Genomic DNA, 18,853 nt, shown 5'->3' with positions numbered 1-18,853 from the left:
CATGAGGCACGATCCTGCATCGTCTTTGGCTTTACCTCTATGGCGTTCACGATTGCTGATAATGCTATTGCTGTTGGGTTTGGTCGCACTGGCAGGGCGCGCTATTTACTTGCAAGGACTGAATAAGGATTTTCTTCAACAGCAAGGGCAATCACGCTACAGTCGTATCGTGGAATTGAATGCGCAACGGGGAAAAATAACAGACCGGCATGGTGAGATACTAGCGATCAGTGCACCAGTAAAATCTGTTTGGGCCGATCCGCAAAAAGTAAACGCTACACCGGAGCAATTACAGGCATTAGCTCAATTGCTCGAAATGGATGTGGCAGACTTACATAAGCGAGTTCTTGATCAGGATAAGAGATTTGTTTATCTAAGGAGACAGTTATCACCGGAAATGGCGTCTGGTGTAGCTAATTTGAAAATAGCCGGTGTATATGTTAAGCGGGAATTTTATCGGTATTATCCAACAGGTGAAGTGGCTGCCCACATTCTTGGTTTTACTGACATAGATGGGAAGGGGCAGGAGGGTGTGGAGCTGGGATGGGAGGATATCCTTACAGGTGAGCACGGTAGTCGTCGCGTAATCAAGGACCGTATCGGGCGCGTCATAGAGAGTGTCGAGAAAATTCGCTCGCCCAGACCTGGCGAAAATTTGGCATTATCGATTGATAGTAAAATACAGTATCTTACTCATCGAGAATTAAAGCGAGCAGTTAAAGCTAATCAAGCTAAGGCGGGAAGTGTTATTGTGCTGGATGTACAGACAGGGGAAGTGCTGAGCTTAGCCAATTATCCCTCATATAACCCTAACCAGCGATCAAGTATACGGCCTGGAACAACCCGTAATCGGGCGTTAGTTGATGTCTTCGAACCGGGCTCGACACTAAAGCCATTTGCTGTCGCTGTTGCGATGGAGATAGGCAAGATTAATCCTGATACGTTGTTTCATACATCTCCAGGTATCCTTAAGATAGGAAACGCTACCATACGTGATGTCCGTAATAAAGGAACAATTTCCGTATCACAAGTTATCCAGGAATCAAGTAATGTAGGTGCAGCAAAAATTGCTTTGATGTTACCTCCTAAGACATTGTGGGAAATGCTGAGTCGTTCTGGTTTTGGTATGCCAACGGGAGCAAACTTTCCGGGAGAAGTAAACGGTAGACTGCGTCCTTATCATAAGTGGCGACCAATCGAGCAGGCTACTATGTCCTATGGCCATGGAATATCAGTCAATTTAATGCAATTAGCACGCGCATACACTATCTTTGCTGCTAGCGGGGAGCTAAAACCTATATCGCTATTGAAACAGGATACTCCACCTGTTGGTCAGCAAGTAATTTCACGTGAAACGGCGCTGGCTATGAGTAGAATGCTGGAGACAGTAGTACAGCCTGGCGGTACTGGATTACAAGCCAGAGTCAATGGCTATCGGGTTGCTGGCAAAACCGGAACAGCGCATAAGCCATTGGAAGGTATGAAAGGTTATGCGAAAAACCGATATATCTCTACATTTGTTGGTTATGCGCCAGTATCTAATCCTCGTCTGGTCGTTGCAGTCATGATTGATGAACCTTCGGCGGGACAATATTACGGAGGGGCGGTGGCAGCCCCCTTATTCAGTCAAGTGATGTCGGGTGCTTTGCGACAATTGCGTGTTCCACATGATGCGCTTGGCAATATTGTAACTTCTCCCTTGCCTGTTAAGCTGGAGAGTGAAGGATGACACCAGGACCAATGAGGAAATCGGATGCAAATTTTGCAACCAGACTTCTCAGTCAACTTGGAGTGCCAGTGGAGCGTTTAACAGCAGACAGTCGTAAGTTGAAACCAGGCGATACCTTTCTTGCTTATGCCGGTGAGAGATATGATGCACGCAAAGATATTCCTCAGGCTATTGCAGTAGGCGCCAATGCTGTGATTTGGGAGAAGAATCAATTTACATGGGATCCTCTTTGGAAAATACCTAATTGTGCTGTATCAGGATTGCAAGCCAAGGCTGGGATGATTGCCAGTCATGTTTATGGATATCCCTCGCGAGAATTAGGGCTGGTAGGCATTACTGGCACTAATGGTAAAACCTCATGTAGTCATTGGTATGCTCAGGCAATGACAACCCTGGGGAAAAAAACGGCAGTTATTGGCACGTTAGGAAATGGATTCTTAGGCTCACTAAAGCAGCCGGTAAATACGACACCAGACGCAGTGTCGCTCCAAGCGGAATTGGCAAAGATTTTACAAAATGGTGCAGAGGGTGTGGTGATGGAGGTTTCATCCCATGGTCTGGTACAGGGGCGAATTAATGGTGCTGAGTTTGCCGTAGCAGTGTTTACTAATTTATCACGTGATCATCTTGATTATCATGGCAGCATGGATGCCTATGCTGCCGCTAAAGCAAAATTATTTTTCTGGCCAACACTCAAATGCGCGGTATTAAATCTAGATGATGTACTGGGTTTGGAGTTGTCTCAACAGCTTGTACACAAAAATATGCAAGTAATTGGATATGGATTTAACCAACCAGACAATATGGGGAGATACCCACAAAATTTGAGGATATTGCGAGGAAGAAACCTTAAGGCGAATATCGATGGACTGGAGTTTGATGTTGAGTTTGAAGGGCAACGGGAAAATTTGAGAGCTCATGTCACGAGCAGATTTAATGCTTCAAATTTGTTGGCTGTCTTGGCTACTATGCTTGCGAATGAAGTTGGTTTCCATGAGGCGGCAGCGGCATTATCACAGATTAAACCGATCGCGGGTAGAATGGAGAGGTTTGGCGGAGGCGATCAACCCGTGGTAATCGTTGATTATGCACATACTCCGGATGCTCTGGAGAAAGTGTTGATGGGATTGCGAGAAACGGTTTATAGCAGCCAAGTTAGAAATAAATTCGATTTAAGAAAGCCGAAACTGATCTGTGTATTTGGTTGCGGGGGTGATCGGGATCGGGGGAAACGCCCTTTAGCAGGTGAAATTACCACAAGGCTTGCTGACGAAGTCATCATTACCAGCGATAATCCACGTAGTGAAGATCCCCGTGCCATCATAAACGAGATAGTAGCTGGTATCTCACATCACAATTACTCAATTGAAGAAGATCGTACATCAGCGATTTATCAGGCTATACATAATGCGCGCAAAGGTGATGTAGTGCTGATTGCTGGCAAAGGATCTGAAGCATATCAAGAAATCGATGGACAAAAATTTCCGTTTGATGATCGTGAAATCGCGCAACAAGTACTACATGACCTGGCCAACCTGAAATTGCAGGCGCAGAGATGTTGACAGTACAAGAAGCTGCGTGCGCCCTAGCCGCAGGGTGGAATGGTGAAAATGTTTTATTCACAGGTGTGAGCACCGATAGTCGAACTATCAAGCATGGTGACCTATTTGTGGCATTATCCGGCGAAAGATTCGATGGTCATCAATTTATTGCCAGCGCAAGAGATCAAGGAGCAGTTGCTGCCTTAGTAGGAAAAAAGACTGATATTGGACGGTCTCTATCAGGATTTGGTTGGATACAAGTCTCTGATACTCGATTAAGTTTGGGTCAATTATCAGCTTATTGGCGCACGCGTTTTTCATTGCCACTCGTGGCAGTTACTGGAAGTAATGGTAAGACAACTGTCAAGGAAATGATTGCCTCCATTTTTCGTAAGGCAATTATGGCTGAGACCGATGAAATCAATTCGATTTCAGATAAAGTGCTGGCAACTATCGGTAACCTCAACAATGATATTGGTGTGCCACAAATGCTGTTAAGGTTGCGCGAGCAACATGCATATGCCGTGATCGAAATGGGTATGAATCACGCTGGGGAGATCGCTTATTTAACCCGGCTGGCTAAACCAACTGTAGCAGTTATTACGAATGCCGGTGCAGCTCATATTGAAGGACTTGGTTCGGTAGAAGCGGTTGCGCGGGCCAAGGGTGAAATCTTTGAGGGATTGAGTGATAGGGGTGTGGCCATTATCAATGCAGATGATGATCATGCTTCATTATGGCGCAGACTAGCAGAAAACAGGCACATCATTGATTTCGGTTTGAATGGCTCTGCACAAGTAACTGCTTTTTACCAATCTGATTCTTCCAAAAGTAGGTGGGTGCTGAAACTTCCTGACGGAAGTGAGGAGATACGATTACAAGTACCCGGTCAGCATAATATTTACAATGCCTTGGCAGCAGCAGCGACGGCGGTTGCTGTCGGTATTGATAAACAGACGATTGCAGCAGGATTACAAGCATTTCGTGGCGTGCAGGGGCGTCTGCAAAAGAAACCTGGCTTGCGCAAAGCAACTTTGATTGATGACACATATAACGCTAACCCGGAGTCAATGAGAGCGGCGCTTGCGGTACTCGCTAATGAACCTGGAAAAAAAGTGCTGATACTTGGCGATATGGGAGAACTAGGTCCGAATGCGGCGGATTTTCATTTCCAGATTGGCGTGGAAGCGAGTCATGTCGGAATAGATGAATTGCTTACTTTGGGTAATCTAAGCAAGCATGCTGCAGTTGGATTTGGTAGAGGTGCCCGTCATTTTTCAAGTATGGATGCCTTACTGGAAGAAGCGGAAAAGTTATTGGACATCAACGTTAACATGCTGGTAAAAGGCTCGCGTTTCATGCAGATGGAACGCGTGATAAAACAGTTAGAGACTTGATGTTATATGGTTTCTTGATAAAAAGTAAATAGCAGTAAGTAATTAATGCAATATCAGCAACCAGTATTGTTCTAAGGATAAAAATGCTATTAGTAATCACTCAATGGATTGCCCAGGATATTCGTGCATTTAATGTTTTTAATTATATTACCTTACGCACGATGTTGGCTGCACTTACCGCCTTGGTAATTTCATTTATTGTCGGTCCAACCATGATACGCAAGTTAACGGCGTATAAAATCGGCCAATCCGTACGTGATGACGGTCCGCAAACTCATCTTGTTAAGGCGGGCACGCCAACAATGGGGGGAGCGCTGATACTCGTCTCGATTATTATTACAACGCTATTATGGGCAGACCTGACTAATCGGTATATTTGGATCGTTTTATTGACTACTTTGGGATTTGGTGTCATTGGCTGGGTAGATGATTATCGTAAAGTAGTCCATCGTAATTCCAAAGGCCTGTCTGCTTCAGCCAAGTTTTTCTGGCAATCAGTCATAGCGTGTTGTGTGGCATGGTATCTCGTCACGATAGCTGAACTTCCAGAACAGACTACTATGATTGTGCCATTTTTTAAAGAGGTAGCGATTCCACTAGGTATCTTTGGCTTTGTGTTGCTGACTTATCTCGTTATTGTGGGAACGAGCAATGCAGTAAATTTGACAGATGGGCTGGATGGCCTTGCCATTATGCCGACAGTTATGATTAGTGGTGCTCTGGCGATTTTTGCCTATGTAGCCGGTCATGTTGTTTTTGCAAAATATCTGGGTATTCCTTATATCCCTAACGCAGGTGAACTGGCTGTTTTTTGTGGTGCGCTTGCGGGTGCTGGTTTGGCATTTCTATGGTTTAACACTTATCCGGCAGAAGTATTTATGGGCGATGTCGGTGCGCTTGCACTGGGTGCAGCATTAGGTGTGATAACCGTGATTGTTCGCCAGGAAATCGTGTTGGTCATCATGGGGGGAGTATTTGTGATGGAAGCTTTGTCTGTGATGTTACAGGTAGCTTCATTTAAGCTATTTGGTAAGCGTATCTTCCGTATGGCACCCCTTCATCATCATTTTGAATTGAAAGGATGGAAAGAGAATCAAGTGGTGGTCAGATTCTGGATTCTGACGATCGTTTTAGTGTTAGTGGGATTATCAACATTGAAGTTACGATGAATTTGCGTAATAAAAAAGTGCTTGTTTTGGGAATGGGTGAAACAGGTCTATCTATGGTGAAATGGTTGACTCGCCAAGGCGCAGAGGTGCGTGCTGCTGATAATCGTACCTCCCCTCCCAATCGTGCAGCACTGGAACAGTTGATTCCTGTTGAAAAAATATACAGTGGACCATTCAGAGCAGAAGTATTTGATGATATTGAGCTCATTGCGATCAGCCCAGGTGTGTCATTGGCTGAGCCGCTGGTACAACAAGCTGTGAAGCGCGATATTCCCGTGGTAGGAGATATTGAATTATTTGCCCAAGCACTAGAAGAGCTTGAGCAACCAAGACCCAGAATTCTGGCCATTACCGGTTCGAATGGAAAGACTACTGTCACGACGATGGTGGGTGAGATGGTCAGAAATGCAGGATGGGATGTTGAAGTGGCGGGTAATATTGGTCCGGCAGTATTGGAATCACTGATGCGCCGCATGGATTTGGGTAAATTGCCACAGTATTGGGTGCTGGAGCTTTCCAGTTTTCAATTGGAGACAACACAAAATCTTGGTGCTGATGCAGCAGCAGTACTCAATTTAAGTGAAGATCACTTCGATCGCTATGCTGGCATGCATGACTACGCAGCAGCCAAAGCAAGACTGTTTATCGGAGATAAGAAAAGTGTCCAAATTCTGAATCGGGATGATGAAACTGTGTGTGCCATGGCATTACCTGGCAGAAAACAAATGACTTTTGGTCTGGATGAACCCATCTCAAATATGGATTTTGGCTTGTTACAAAGTGGCGCAGATCTATGGCTGGTTCAGGGAGGAATGTACTTACTAAAAGCTAATGAGATGATGATTCCGGGTATGCATAACATTGCCAATGCGTTGGCAGCGATGGCGTTATGTCGCGCTATCACATTACCCTATGAGCCCTTATTGAAAACTTTGCGTGAGTTTAAGGGATTGCCTCATCGCATGCAAAAAATTGCTGTGATCAATAATGTTACTTTTTATGATGACTCCAAAAGTACTAATGTGGGATCTGCTATTGCAGCGTTGAGTGGGATGCAAAAAAACGCGGTGCTAATTGCGGGGGGTGATGGGAAGGGGCAAGATTTTTCTCCTTTAAAGCAACCTGTGGCTAACTCTACTCGTGCAGTGGTATTGCTTGGTCGTGATGCCAAAAAGATCGCTGAAGTGATCAGTGATTGCCAACCTTCAATTCATTATGCTGCAACGATGGACGAGGCAGTACGGATAAGTTTTTTATTGGCACAACCAGGTGATGTGGTAATGCTGTCCCCAGCTTGTGCCAGTCTGGATATGTTTAGAAATTACATCCATCGGGCGGAGGTTTTTATTGCTGCTGTCAAAGAAATTGAGGAGAAATTTATTTTTTCTGATCAGGAGAGTCATTGATCCATGATTGACCAGCCCGCTGTTAATCGCCAGGAAATAACAACCGATTTTGACTACTATCTGATTTGGTCGGCACTGGTATTGTTAAGCCTTGGGTTGGTCATGGTTTATTCTGCATCAATCGCAATCGCTGAGTCGGAATATGGTGAAAGTGGCTCGTACTATTATTTGATACGCCATAGCATTTATTTGTTTCTGGGCCTAGTGATCGGATTTTTTGCTTTCCAATTTCCTATGCGTGCATGGCGGGAATATTGCCCCCATCTGTTTTTAGTGGGGACTATATTATTAATTCTGGTATTGATTCCAGGAATTGGCCGTGAAATTAATGGCAGTCAGCGTTGGATTTCACTGGGAATAGTCAATTTTCAGCCATCTGAGCTGATGAAGCTTTTGATGGTGATCTATGTTTCGGATTATGTAGTTCGTAAATTAGCTTACCTCGATAACTGGCGTAAAGGTGTTTTGCCTATCCTGGCTTTGATATCCGCAGTAGGTTTTTTGTTACTACGGGAACCCGATTACGGCTCATTTGTAGTCGTGACCGGCATTGCAGTTGCAATTATGTTCATGGGTGGTATGAGTCTTAAGTTGTTTGTCGGAGTGACAGGACTGCTCGTCGCTTGCTTGAGTTTATTAATTATATCAGTAAGTTATCGTAGTAGCCGTATTGATGGCTTCCTGGATCCGTGGGCTGATCCTTATGGTAAGGGTTATCAGTTAAGCCATGCATTGATTGCGTTTGGGCGAGGTGAATGGCTTGGAGTAGGGTTGGGTGGAAGTGTAGAAAAGTTGTTTTATTTGCCGGAAGCACATACTGATTTTATGTTTGCTGTGCTTGCTGAAGAATTAGGATTTGTGGGTGTGGCAACGGTGATGGCGATGTTTGCCTGTATACTTGTGCGCGCATTTATTATCGGCCGCACAGCAACTATGTTGGAAAACTATTTCTCAGCCCTGGTAGCACAAGGTATTGGAGTCTGGCTGGGGTTCCAAGCTTTTATCAATATGGGAGTGAATATGGGGATGTTACCGACTAAGGGATTGACACTACCACTTATGAGTTTTGGTGGAAGTAGTATCGTCGTTACTTGTATCGCACTTGCTGTTTTACTGCGGGTAGATTGGGAGAACAGACAAAAAATAAAAGGATTAAGCGTGTGATTACCTGGGCAACTATTCTAGTGATGTGAAAGTGGCGCGAACAATCATGATTATGGCTGGTGGAACAGGTGGTCATGTTTTCCCAGGATTGGCGGTGGCTGATCATATGACAACATTAGATTGGAATATCGTCTGGTTGGGCACGCATAATGGGATGGAGGCAGCGCTGGTACCACGGCATGGATATCACATTGAACTTATTGAATTTTCTGGTTTGCGCGGGAAAAAAGCGATGAATCGGCTATGGTTACCATGGCGCTTGTTAATGGCTTTCTGGCAGAGCGCCAGAATAATTATCCGCACTCAACCCGATGTGGTATTAGGAATGGGCGGCTATCCTGCTTTTCCGGGCGGTATCATGGCTTCATTATTAAATAAACCACTCTTGATCCATGAACAGAATGCAATTCCTGGTCTTACGAACAGAATTCTCGCAAAAATTGCTGACAAAATTTTGCTGGGTTTTCCTGCTGCTATAAAAGGCAAAAGCGAGAAAGTACAGGTGACTGGAAATCCAGTGCGAGATGACATTTTGCGACTGCCGGTACCTGAACAACGTTTTGCTGGTCGTAGCGGAAAACTCAAGTTATTAGTGATCGGGGGCAGTTTGGGAGCCCGCATACTCAATACAACCATACCAAAGGCATTAAAGTTAATTCCAGAAAATGAACGTCCTTGGATCACGCATCAGGCAGGAAAAAATAATTTGGATGAATTACAAAGGAATTACGCTGAATGTGGGGTAGAGGGCAATTTGGTATCTTTTATCGAAGATATGGCTGCAAGTTATGCTGAATGTGATCTGGTCATCTGTCGGGCTGGTGCGTTGACCATATCTGAGCTAGCAGTGGTGGGTGTCGCCAGTATTCTTATTCCCTATCCTTTTGCAGTGGATGATCATCAAACTGCTAATGCTCAATTTTTGAGCAAGCATAATGCTGCATTGTTACTGCCTCAAGACAAATTGAATCCAGAGGTTCTGGCAGATTTGATCAGGAAGTTTACTCGTGAAAGATTGCTGGAAATGGCAACACTTGCACGCAGTCTGGCAAAACCGGATGCAACCAGAATGGTCGCAGAAGCTTGTCTGGGAATAGGGGCGTCTGCTAGATGAAACATAAGGTTAGGCATATGCATTTTGTTGGAATTGGTGGCTCAGGGATGGGGGGGATCGCTGAAGTCATGATTAATCAAGGCTACCAGGTAAGCGGTTCAGATCTGAGCAAAAATCTGACAACTGAGCGTTTGCAGAAGCTGGGCGCCATAGTTCATATCGGCCATGCCAAGGAGAATGTGGCATCTGCTGATGTTGTGGTGACTTCAACCGCGGTAAGGCCGGACAATCCTGAAGTTGCAGCCGCACGTGAACGTCGTATTCCGGTGGTGCCCCGTGCCATGATGCTGGCAGAGTTATTACGCTTACGGCAAGGAATAGCTGTAGCGGGTACCCACGGTAAAACGACTACAACCAGCCTCATTGCAAGTATTCTGGCAGAAGCAGGACTTGATCCGACTTTCGTGATTGGTGGCAAGCTCGAAGCAGCGGGCAGCCATGCCAAACTCGGTAGTGGGGAATTTATCGTTGTAGAAGCAGATGAGTCTGATGCTTCTTTTCTTTATTTAAAGCCTATTCTGGCAGTAGTGACTAATATCGATGCTGATCATATGGCTACTTATGGTCATGATTTCACTAAGCTCAAACAGACATTTGTCGAATTTATCGAGCACTTACCTTTTTACGGCATGGCAGTATTGTGTATCGATGATAAAAATGTGCGCGACATCACGTCGGCTACTACCAAGCCAGTGACAACCTATGGCTTGTCAGAGAGTGCACATATCAGTGCGTCCGATATTCGTCACGATAGCGGCAGAATGCATTTTTGTGCACGTATAGGTGTAAATGGTGCGTCACGCAAGATTAATATCATGCTCAATCTGCCAGGCATCCATAACGTCCAGAATGCGCTTGCAGCTATAGCAGTTTGTAATGAGCTCAGTGTCTCTGATGCTGCTATCGTTCGCGCCCTGGCGACGTTCGGCGGTGTCGAGCGCCGTTTCCAGCGTTATGGTGAGATCAAATTGGCTGGGCAAAGTAGTTTTACCTTGATAGATGATTATGGTCACCATCCGGTAGAGATTGCTGCAACCATGGCGGCAGCGCGCGGTGCATTCCCTGGGCGCCGCTTAGTGTTGGTTTTTCAACCCCACCGATATACTCGTACGCGTGATGTGTTTGAAGATTTCGTCAGAGTATTATCCAGCGCTGATCTATTGCTGCTGACCGAGGTATATGCGGCAGGAGAGGATCCTATCATTGCTGCAGATAGTAAATCACTAGCCCGTGCCATTAGAGTACTGGGAAAATTGGAACCCATTTATACCGAGAACGTGGATGAACTTCCTGCAATGATCCATGGGGTTGTGTCAGATGGGGATGTCGTATTGATCATGGGTGCTGGCTCGATAGGGAAAGTGGCTGTCCGCGTGAAGCAAGCTATGAAAAAATTTGCTGTCATCGGTGAATGAATCAATGAACACTCTGATATCGCGCCATACAAAATTTAGTCGATCAACATCTCGGTCGAGTGTGATAGCTATGAATATTTCAGAGCAGGATAATTTTATTGGTGTGATCGATACCCGTTTGCTACGGGGTGAGCTGCGTGTGCGTGAACCGATGAGAAAGCACGTTTCTTGGCGCGCTGGAGGTGTGGCAGATTATTTTTACTTACCGGCTGATCTGCAAGATCTTGTCATATTTTTACGCCATTTACCCAGAGCCGAGCGGGTTCATATGATTGGATTGGGAAGCAATTTGCTGGTTCGTGATGAGGGGCTTCGCGGTGTAGTTGTGGCATTGCATGCCCGGCTCAATGATTTGCTTCTGATCAAGCAAGATGAAGAAGGTGACTTAATTTATGCCGAGGCGGGAGTGCCTTGCGCCAAGCTGGCACGTTTTGCAGCTTTATATCACCTGTCTGGTGCGGAATTTCTAGCTGGAATTCCGGGGACGGTGGGGGGAGCCTTAGCAATGAATGCGGGATGTTATGGTGCAGAAACTTGGCAAATTGTTGAGAAGGTCAAAACGATCAATCGAGCAGGTAAGCTACATGAACGGAACCCAGAAGATTATCTTATCGGGTATCGACATATCGCTTTACAACAAGAATTCGATAGCGTCAACGATGAAGAATGGTTTGTCGGTGGCTGGTTCAGATTACAACAAGGTGATCATGACAACTCTCGGCAAAAAATTAAAGCATTACTAGCAGCACGAATGAGTAGTCAACCTTTGAATTTTCCTAATGCAGGTTCGGTCTTTCGTAACCCGACTGGTGATTATGCAGCACGCTTGATCGAAGTATCCGGTCTCAAGGGTTATCGTGTTGGTGGAGCAATGGTTTCAAGCAAGCATGCTAATTTTATCATCAATGATGGGGGCGCTACTGCTACGGATATCGAGGCGGTTATTAACATGATACGCGACACCGTGAAGAAAAAAACAGGAATTGAATTGATTCAGGAAGTTAGGATTATTGGTGATGTCGGGAATGATAGATAATGAGTGTGCCTGATTTTGGAAAAATTGCAGTACTGCTAGGTGGGCGTTCAGCAGAGCGTGAAATTTCGCTTAAAAGTGGCGCGGCAGTACTTAAGGCGCTGCTGAGTAAAGGAGTGGATGCGCATCCTTTCGATCCGGCTCATCAGCCTATGGAGGCACTGCAGCAACAAGGATTCAATCGGGCATTCATCGCATTGCATGGTCGTTACGGAGAGGATGGCTCGGTTCAGGGAGCGTTGGAACTGATGGGGTTGCCTTATACAGGCAGTGGTATTCTTGCGAGCGCACTGGCAATGGATAAATGGCGCACTAAATTGATCTGGCAGGCTGTGGGAATCAGCACGCCCCGTTACCTCATAATCGATGCTCAAAGTGATTTTGATGAAGTTGCAGCTTATCTTGATTTCCCTTTAATCATTAAGCCTGCACGCGAAGGTTCAACGATAGGTCTTAGCAAGATTAAGGCAAAGAAAGATTTTTCAAATGCTTATCAGTTAGCAGCACAGCACGACTCGATTGTATTGGCAGAGCAGTTTATTGAGGGTAAGGAATTAACCGCCGCAATTCTGGGTGAGACGCCGTTGCCACTGATCCGCATAGAAGTAGCCGGAGAATTGTACGATTACCACGCCAAGTATCTTGCTAATGATACCCGTTATTTTTGCCCAAGCGGCTTACCAGATGAGCTAAGTCATCAGCTACAGGAGCAGGCTTTGCAGGCACACAGAATTTTGGGATGCGCAGGATGGGGCAGGGTGGATTTAATCTTGGATAAAAATGATCAACCTTTCTTTCTTGAAGCAAATACTTCCCCAGGCATGACTGATCATAGCCTTGTGCCGATGGCCGCGAAAGTTGCAGGTATTTCGTTTGAAGATTTGGTCGTAAAAATCTTGGCATTGTCCTATGTGGAATAATCATCGGATGCTGAATTTATTTGCCAACATGATGTTTACAGGCGTGATATTGGCTGCAATTTATGTCCTTGGTTCAAGGGTGATAAAATTACCCCTGTTTACATTAAGGGAAATTAGTGTGGAAGGAATGAGTGCCAATCAATTGGAAAGTACTAAACTGCGGTATATCACTCGCCAAGAGATTGAAAGTATTGTTCAAAATGAAGTGAAAGGAAATTTTTTTACAGTTAATTTGGATGCATTACGCGAGGCGTTTAAAAATTTGCCATGGGTGCGGGCAGCAAAGATTCAGCGCACCTGGCCATCAGGACTGAAAGTGATGCTTGAAGAACATAGCGCGTTTGCGTACTGGGGCGATACTGCGTTAGTGAATAGGCAAGGAGAAATATTTCGCGCCTCGACTGACCAAATATTGCCAGTTTTTATCGGTCCTAGCGAAGAAAGCGTATTCGTGATTATTGATCAATATGAGATTTTCAACAAATTATTAGAGCCAATCAAGCAAAGTGTTGCAGAGATTACGTTATCACCACGGCATGCTTGGCTTGTTCGTCTGGGAAATGGAACATTGTTAAAACTGGGTCGTGAAAAAATTGAAACTCGGCTGAAGCGTTATGTTTCAGTCTATAGCCAAAGTATTGTGAACATGAATCAGTCAATTCCTCTGGATTATGTGGATTTGCGTTATCCAAATGGATTTGCTATACGACTGTCTGAAGCAATACCACAGGTTCCGCGTAAGACCGGTGCCGGGAAGAAGTTGTGAACTCAGGGAGGTATGTTAAATGAATAAAGCCAAAGAAGGCAGAGACCTGATCGTTGGTCTGGATATAGGCACTTCAAAGATAGTGGCCATTGTTGCTGAAGTAAAACCTGAGGGTGGTTTTGAAATTATTGGCTTAGGGAGTAATCTATCACGTGGATTGAAGAAAGGGGTTGTGGTCAACATTGAAACAACGGTCACTGCAATCCAGCGCGCACTCGAAGAAGTTGAATTGATGGCAGACTGTAAGGTTAGTGGGGTTTATACCGGAATTGCAGGCAGTCATATTCGGGGGTTCAATTCACACGGTATGGTCGCGATCAAGGATAAAGAAGTATCGGCGCTGGATGTGGAGAAAGTGATGGAAACTGCCAAAGCAGTCAATATCCCAGCTGATCAGCAGATTCTGCACATCCTTAATCAGGAATTTATTGTCGATGGGCAGGAAGATGTGCGAGAACCTATTGGCATGAGTGGGATACGGCTTGAAGTAAAGGTGCATATAGTAACTGGCGCAGTATCAGCTGCACAAAACATCATTAAATGCGTTCATCGTTGTGGGTTGGAAGTACGCGATTTGATTTTGCAACCACTTGCTTCGGCTATTGCCGTTTTAACTGAGGATGAAAAGGATTTAGGTGTGTGCCTGGTGGATATCGGGGGAGGGACAACTGATATCGCGGTATTTACCAATGGGGCAATTCGCCATACTGCAGTCATTCCAATTGCCGGCGATCAAATCACGAATGATATTGCTATGGCGCTAAGGACACCGACCAAAGATGCCGAAGATATCAAATGTCGTTATGGATGTGCTTTACGCACGCTAGCTGATGTGCGTGAGGTGGTGGAAGTGCCGGACGTAGGTAATCGAGGAGCACGCCAGCTTTCCAGGCAAACGCTCGCAGAAGTTATTGAGCCACGCGTAGAAGAGCTTTATTTGTTGATACAAGCTGAATTACGCCGTAGCGGTTTTGAACAGCTGTTATCGTCGGGAATTGTCATTACCGGTGGTAGTAGCTCTTTGCAGGGAATGGTAGAACTGGGTGAAGAAATATTTCATATGCCTGTACGCTTGGGGATACCCGATTATAAAGGAAGCCTGGAGGAAGTTGTTCGAACCCCCAGATTTTCCACAGGTATTGGTTTAATTATGGCTGGTATGGAGGAGCATAGGCTCCATCATCACAATCATTTACAAGGGGGGGCAGCTAAGCAGGTCTTCGCAAGAATGAAAAGTTGGTTTCAGAAAAATTTTTGAGCATAGCGTTGTCAACAGCGCATTAAAACGAAGTTGTCCAAAATTTAACATGCTAAAGGAGAAGTATCATGTTTGAAATCATGAATACCGATAGTCAGGAAGCAGTCATTAAAGTGATCGGTGTGGGAGGTTGTGGTGGTAATGCAGTCGATCATATGATCCAGAATGAAACAAAAGGGGTTGAATTCATTTGCATTAATACTGATGCGCAGGCGCTCAAAGGAAGTCGTGCCCCAACTTTGCTTCAGCTCGGTACAGGTATTACCAGAGGATTGGGAGCGGGCGCCAATCCGGAAGTCGGGCGTGAAGCTGCTTTGGAAGATCGAGACCGCATTGCGGAATTGATTCAAGGTGCCGATATGCTATTTATAACAGCCGGCATGGGTGGTGGTACCGGAACAGGGGCTGCACCGGTGGTAGCACAAATAGCCAAGGAAATGGGTATCCTTACCGTTGCCGTGGTCAGCAAACCTTTCTCATTTGAAGGAAAACGCCTGAAAACAGCCCAAGCTGGCATGGAAGCCCTGGCACAGCATGTTGATTCTTTGATTGTCATTCCCAATGATAAGCTGATGATGGTGCTGGGTAACGATATCAGTATGCTGGACGCGTTCAAGGCAGCCAATGACGTGCTGTACGGTGCTGTAGCGGGCATTGCCGAAGTGATTAATTGCCCTGGGCTTGTCAATGTCGATTTTGCTGACGTTAAAACCGTCATGTCGGAAATGGGTATGGCCATGATGGGGTCAGCTGTGGCAAGTGGAGTCGACCGTGCACGCATGGCAGCAGAGCAGGCAGTCGCTAGTCCGCTACTGGAGGAAATAACGCTATCAGGGGCGCGCGGGGTATTGGTGAATATCACCGCCAACTCAGGCATGAAAATGCGTGAAGTGCATGAAGTAATGAATACGGTTAAAGAGCTGACAGCTGAAGATGCGACCGTTATTGTCGGAACAGTAATCGATGAAGGAATGAACGATGACTTGCGTGTAACGCTCGTCGCCACTGGATTGGGAAGCGTTACTCAAACCCAAACCCGACCTCTTACCGTTATCCATACTCGTACTGGAACAGACGACAGAACCTCCACTATGCACATTGAGGAGCCGGCTGTGATGCGTACCGGCAGGAGAAGCAGTGCCACGGTAGCGGCAATGCAGCAATCAGGTGTCGATCCGATGGATATTCCCGCGTTCCTGAGAAGGCAAGCAGATTGAAAATTGGCTTTAAAATCAATACCTGACCTGAAAGAAACTTGATAGTCTGATTCTGGATTTGTAGCTCCTAAACACATGTTACGCTGCCTCTACTGATTACAGTAGAGGCAGTATTGCTACTGGCACCTTAATTTATCCGAACCAATAAAATAGCCAGCTGATCGCTAAGCTAAACCACTAAGCACAAAGTTTTGTCAAACTTTTCCTCTTAAGTTTTATCAAATATAACAAGAAATGACCGTTCTTCGGAGTGGGTAATTTTTCTGAAGGCGAGAATTATCGTTCAGTGTAAGATGAGAATATTTTTAAAAAATAGTTAATTATTTTGCTTTATCGTAATTGTGCCTCAATCAGGCAAAATTAGGCGATCGAAGAAGTAAAGAGGGCAGCAAATGGAAGCTTCTAATTTCTGGAAATATCTGGATAATATTTGGATATTGACCGGATTGGTACTGGTCATAGTAGTTAGTCTGTTGAAGATGCTATCAGTTAATAATCTGAACAGCCGTAAATCAAAGCAGCAGTTGCAGAAAGGTATTAATTATTTGTTTGTACTTGGCATAACCGGTATGGCGCTTGGCATCCTATTTTCTCAAAATAGCAATCTAACAGCGCCCCAGCAAACAAATAACGATTTGATCGATTCTATTTCTTTTCCCAATCCTGATGTCAAATCGCAATCTTTTGGTACTGATACTGGTGCAGCTGTAGATACGAGTGGTAGTGCAGGCATCAATCAGCAACTTCTCATAAAGTCTGGTCGTACACGTCCTGAGCGCCCAGATACGATTGACCAGCAGAGCAAAGAAGATAGTAGTATGACTGCCAATACCAGTAAAGGTAATAATCATTAAGGGAAATGAGCCTGCAATTCTTCTCAAGCATGATCCTTGAGAAAGCTGGCTCATGCATAAATTCCATTTTGTTCGTTATTGTTAACTTGTGAATTACTGCCAGTATTCCCGAGTTGATGCATCTGATGGCACTGCTCTTCTGACTGATTCTTTCTAAGCGCTTTAAAAGTGAGCATATGCTAGTGGTAAACAGGTTAATGCGAATTTTGGTCAGCGATTCTTTTAGTTCTGGAAAGTTGCTCCAATAAGAAAACCCCACCAGATCCACAGCAATCCGGTGGGGCTTCGAATTTTATAAGGAGTGTAAGGAAACTATTGACTCTTGAGTAATTTATAACGGCTCTTATAACTGAAACTTTACTTGGCTGGATCATAAATAGGCTGCAATAACCTTATGGCTTTCTGTAATATTCGATAGGAGTCTTTGTCGAATTGAGGTTTTGGTGAGTCCAACAGTTGCCAGAGTTCTTCCTTTGTTTTGGCAGTGCCAAGATAAGCCCAGTTATCTATTACGATCAGATCATCATTTTCCTTGAGATAGGCGGGGCCGGTGAATGGCCAGGCATGGAGGCGTAGTTTGGACAGGGCTTCCATCAGGCGCAGTGCATGCATAACTAACGGTTCTTCTCCAACACACGCACCATGGCATTTTTTGAGTTGCCGAGCGAAGCAGGGATTGCCAGCCTTAACCTTCTCCAGTCCAATGATTGCCTTACAAAGTCCATGCTCGTCTGCCAGTTCGGCCAGTGCCTTGTTGGCTGCTTGTAAGTTTTTGAATAGACCATAAAGATTTGATTGCCGACCAAAATCTAAATCATGCGCATAAGCTATGCTGACATTCAATCCTGCTTCAGTTTCCTTGAGCGAGATCGAACAGAGTTCATTATTGTGCCGAAGCTTGCGGTTATGCATCGGTTGAAGCTTTTTCACCAGCTCGACCTCCTTGAGCAGTGCACCGATCTCGCCCGCTGTCTCGATATAGTCAATTCGCCGTACCTGTTGCGAAAGGCTCATTTCTTTTGCTGACGAAACGTCGCCGGTGAAATGGGAAAGAACCCGTTGGCGAAGGTTCTTTGACTTGCCAACATAGAGTGGTAGCTCATTCTCTCCGTAGAATAGATAGACCCCAGGACCTTTAGGGAGGCTATCCAGCATCTGTTCGTTCAAATAGGTCGGTATGCTTGGGCGCCCAGATAAGGCTTTGATCGCAGCCGTAACTTGGTTGGCAGGGAGTTGTTGTTGAATCTTTTGCCAAAACTGATGAATGAGTTGCGCATCTGCCAGTGCCCGGTGACGACCGTTTACCTTTAAGCCATGCCGTTCAATCAGACAATCCAGATTGTGCTTAGGGTAGCCCGGGAATAGCCGTCTGGAAAGTTTAACAGTACAGATCGTCGTTACCTGGAAATCATAACCTTCGCGTTTAAATGATTGTTTCAGAAATCCGTAATCAAATCTGGCGTTGTGCGCAACGAAAAGACGACCCTCCAGCATGCAGAATATTTGATGGGCAATTTCCGCAAAAGTTGGGGCATCTGCTACCATTTCGTTCGTAATTCCGGTCAACCTCTCGATAAATGCAGAGATTCGAGTCTCCGGATTGATCAGACAACTCCATTCCTGAATGTCCGAACCATCAACCAAGATGATGCCGACTTCGGTGATCCGGTCGACAGAGGCGGTGGTGCCAGTGGTTTCAAGATCAACGAAGGCTAGGGGCCGCATTGGCCGGATTCTCCGCTAAACTTGAACAACTAAACAGTAACCAAAAGTCATGAAGCAGCTCTGAATAAATCGCTACTCCTGATGAGGAAATGAGACCAGAAAAGGTGAGCTCCATTACTTTGCTTTGTGGTGCAGCAAACATCAT

General features: G+C 45.3%; 15 protein-coding genes. 14 read left to right on the top strand and 1 reads right to left on the bottom strand.

The window, feature by feature from the left end; genetic code table 11:
• The first annotated feature begins 1 nt into the window (after nucleotide 1).
• The 14 genes from BLV54_RS03990 to BLV54_RS03925 all read left to right on the top strand — a co-directional run bounded on the left by BLV54_RS03990 (nucleotide 2) and on the right by BLV54_RS03925 (nucleotide 16,983).
• The gene (locus tag BLV54_RS03990) at nucleotides 2-1,729 is read left to right on the top strand and encodes a peptidoglycan D,D-transpeptidase FtsI family protein (protein ID WP_090568120.1); all 1,728 of its coding nucleotides are present in this window, start codon (nucleotides 2-4) and stop codon (nucleotides 1,727-1,729) included.
• A complete protein-coding gene (locus BLV54_RS03985; protein ID WP_256329109.1) occupies nucleotides 1,726-3,291 on the top strand; it encodes a UDP-N-acetylmuramoyl-L-alanyl-D-glutamate--2,6-diaminopimelate ligase in 1,566 nt (521 codons plus the stop codon). Before BLV54_RS03990 ends, BLV54_RS03985 begins: the two co-directional genes overlap by 4 nt.
• Complete coding sequence (murF, locus tag BLV54_RS03980; protein WP_090568117.1) at nucleotides 3,285-4,667, top strand: UDP-N-acetylmuramoyl-tripeptide--D-alanyl-D-alanine ligase; 1,383 nt, start codon at nucleotides 3,285-3,287, stop codon at nucleotides 4,665-4,667. The genes BLV54_RS03985 and murF overlap by 7 nt, the downstream gene beginning before the upstream one ends.
• Before the next feature lie 83 nt (nucleotides 4,668-4,750).
• Entirely contained in the window at nucleotides 4,751-5,836 is a 1,086-nt protein-coding gene (gene mraY, locus BLV54_RS03975) for a phospho-N-acetylmuramoyl-pentapeptide-transferase (protein ID WP_090568113.1), read from the top strand.
• Nucleotides 5,833-7,242: a UDP-N-acetylmuramoyl-L-alanine--D-glutamate ligase gene (gene murD, locus BLV54_RS03970; RefSeq protein ID WP_090568109.1), complete on the top strand. Its 1,410-nt coding sequence runs from the start codon at nucleotides 5,833-5,835 to the stop codon at nucleotides 7,240-7,242. The genes mraY and murD overlap by 4 nt, the downstream gene beginning before the upstream one ends.
• Nucleotides 7,243-7,245: 3 nt before the next feature.
• Entirely contained in the window at nucleotides 7,246-8,406 is a 1,161-nt protein-coding gene (gene ftsW, locus BLV54_RS03965; RefSeq protein WP_090568106.1) for a putative lipid II flippase FtsW, read from the top strand.
• Nucleotides 8,407-8,452: 46 nt separating this feature from the next.
• Entirely contained in the window at nucleotides 8,453-9,520 is a 1,068-nt protein-coding gene (gene murG / locus BLV54_RS03960; RefSeq protein ID WP_090568104.1) for an undecaprenyldiphospho-muramoylpentapeptide beta-N-acetylglucosaminyltransferase, read from the top strand.
• The gene (gene murC / locus BLV54_RS03955) at nucleotides 9,517-10,935 is read left to right on the top strand and encodes a UDP-N-acetylmuramate--L-alanine ligase (RefSeq protein ID WP_090568101.1); all 1,419 of its coding nucleotides are present in this window, start codon (nucleotides 9,517-9,519) and stop codon (nucleotides 10,933-10,935) included. Before murG ends, murC begins: the two co-directional genes overlap by 4 nt.
• 70 nt (nucleotides 10,936-11,005) lie before the next feature.
• The gene (gene murB / locus BLV54_RS03950; protein ID WP_090568098.1) at nucleotides 11,006-11,971 is read left to right on the top strand and encodes a UDP-N-acetylmuramate dehydrogenase; all 966 of its coding nucleotides are present in this window, start codon (nucleotides 11,006-11,008) and stop codon (nucleotides 11,969-11,971) included.
• Nucleotides 11,971-12,888 (top strand): D-alanine--D-alanine ligase, encoded by a 918-nt coding sequence (locus BLV54_RS03945; RefSeq protein WP_090568095.1) that lies wholly within the window; start codon nucleotides 11,971-11,973, stop codon nucleotides 12,886-12,888. Before murB ends, BLV54_RS03945 begins: the two co-directional genes overlap by 1 nt.
• Entirely contained in the window at nucleotides 12,878-13,654 is a 777-nt protein-coding gene (locus BLV54_RS03940; RefSeq protein ID WP_090568093.1) for a cell division protein FtsQ/DivIB, read from the top strand. Before BLV54_RS03945 ends, BLV54_RS03940 begins: the two co-directional genes overlap by 11 nt.
• A 19-nt stretch (nucleotides 13,655-13,673) precedes the next feature.
• Nucleotides 13,674-14,912: a cell division protein FtsA gene (ftsA, locus tag BLV54_RS03935; protein WP_090568091.1), complete on the top strand. Its 1,239-nt coding sequence runs from the start codon at nucleotides 13,674-13,676 to the stop codon at nucleotides 14,910-14,912.
• 68 nt (nucleotides 14,913-14,980) lie between these two features.
• Nucleotides 14,981-16,129, top strand: coding sequence for a cell division protein FtsZ (gene ftsZ, locus BLV54_RS03930; RefSeq protein WP_090568088.1), 1,149 nt, complete (start codon nucleotides 14,981-14,983; stop codon nucleotides 16,127-16,129).
• Nucleotides 16,130-16,521: 392 nt separating this feature from the next.
• A complete protein-coding gene (locus BLV54_RS03925) occupies nucleotides 16,522-16,983 on the top strand; it encodes a hypothetical protein (RefSeq protein ID WP_090568085.1) in 462 nt (153 codons plus the stop codon).
• A gap of 357 nt (nucleotides 16,984-17,340) precedes the next feature.
• Here the strand turns inward: BLV54_RS03925 and BLV54_RS03920 are convergent, their stop codons facing one another.
• Nucleotides 17,341-18,708 (bottom strand): exonuclease domain-containing protein, encoded by a 1,368-nt coding sequence (locus BLV54_RS03920; protein WP_090568082.1) that lies wholly within the window; start codon nucleotides 18,706-18,708, stop codon nucleotides 17,341-17,343.
• Between the last annotated feature and the right edge of the window lie 145 nt (nucleotides 18,709-18,853).

Source organism: Nitrosomonas sp. Nm33, assembly GCF_900107265.1.
In the GTDB taxonomy this organism is placed as follows: Bacteria; Pseudomonadota; Gammaproteobacteria; order Burkholderiales; family Nitrosomonadaceae; genus Nitrosomonas.
The sequence above is the reverse complement of the archived record's forward strand: the minus strand, read 5'-3'. Positions and strand labels throughout refer to the sequence as shown.

Excerpts from the sequence above, each read along its gene's own strand:
- BLV54_RS03990 (WP_090568120.1), top strand. The coding sequence starts at position 2 with ATGAGGCACGATCCTGCATCGTCTTTGGCTTTACCTCTATGGCGTTCA.
- BLV54_RS03985 (WP_256329109.1), top strand. The coding sequence starts at position 1,726 with ATGACACCAGGACCAATGAGGAAATCGGATGCAAATTTTGCAACCAGA.
- murF (WP_090568117.1), top strand. The coding sequence starts at position 3,285 with ATGTTGACAGTACAAGAAGCTGCGTGCGCCCTAGCCGCAGGGTGGAAT.
- mraY (WP_090568113.1), top strand. The coding sequence starts at position 4,751 with ATGCTATTAGTAATCACTCAATGGATTGCCCAGGATATTCGTGCATTT.
- murD (WP_090568109.1), top strand. The coding sequence starts at position 5,833 with ATGAATTTGCGTAATAAAAAAGTGCTTGTTTTGGGAATGGGTGAAACA.
- ftsW (WP_090568106.1), top strand. The coding sequence starts at position 7,246 with ATGATTGACCAGCCCGCTGTTAATCGCCAGGAAATAACAACCGATTTT.
- murG (WP_090568104.1), top strand. The coding sequence starts at position 8,453 with ATGATTATGGCTGGTGGAACAGGTGGTCATGTTTTCCCAGGATTGGCG.
- murC (WP_090568101.1), top strand. The coding sequence starts at position 9,517 with ATGAAACATAAGGTTAGGCATATGCATTTTGTTGGAATTGGTGGCTCA.
- murB (WP_090568098.1), top strand. The coding sequence starts at position 11,006 with ATGAATATTTCAGAGCAGGATAATTTTATTGGTGTGATCGATACCCGT.
- BLV54_RS03945 (WP_090568095.1), top strand. The coding sequence starts at position 11,971 with ATGAGTGTGCCTGATTTTGGAAAAATTGCAGTACTGCTAGGTGGGCGT.
- BLV54_RS03940 (WP_090568093.1), top strand. The coding sequence starts at position 12,878 with ATGTGGAATAATCATCGGATGCTGAATTTATTTGCCAACATGATGTTT.
- ftsA (WP_090568091.1), top strand. The coding sequence starts at position 13,674 with ATGAATAAAGCCAAAGAAGGCAGAGACCTGATCGTTGGTCTGGATATA.
- ftsZ (WP_090568088.1), top strand. The coding sequence starts at position 14,981 with ATGTTTGAAATCATGAATACCGATAGTCAGGAAGCAGTCATTAAAGTG.
- BLV54_RS03925 (WP_090568085.1), top strand. The coding sequence starts at position 16,522 with ATGGAAGCTTCTAATTTCTGGAAATATCTGGATAATATTTGGATATTG.
- BLV54_RS03920 (WP_090568082.1), bottom strand. The coding sequence starts at position 18,708 with ATGCGGCCCCTAGCCTTCGTTGATCTTGAAACCACTGGCACCACCGCC.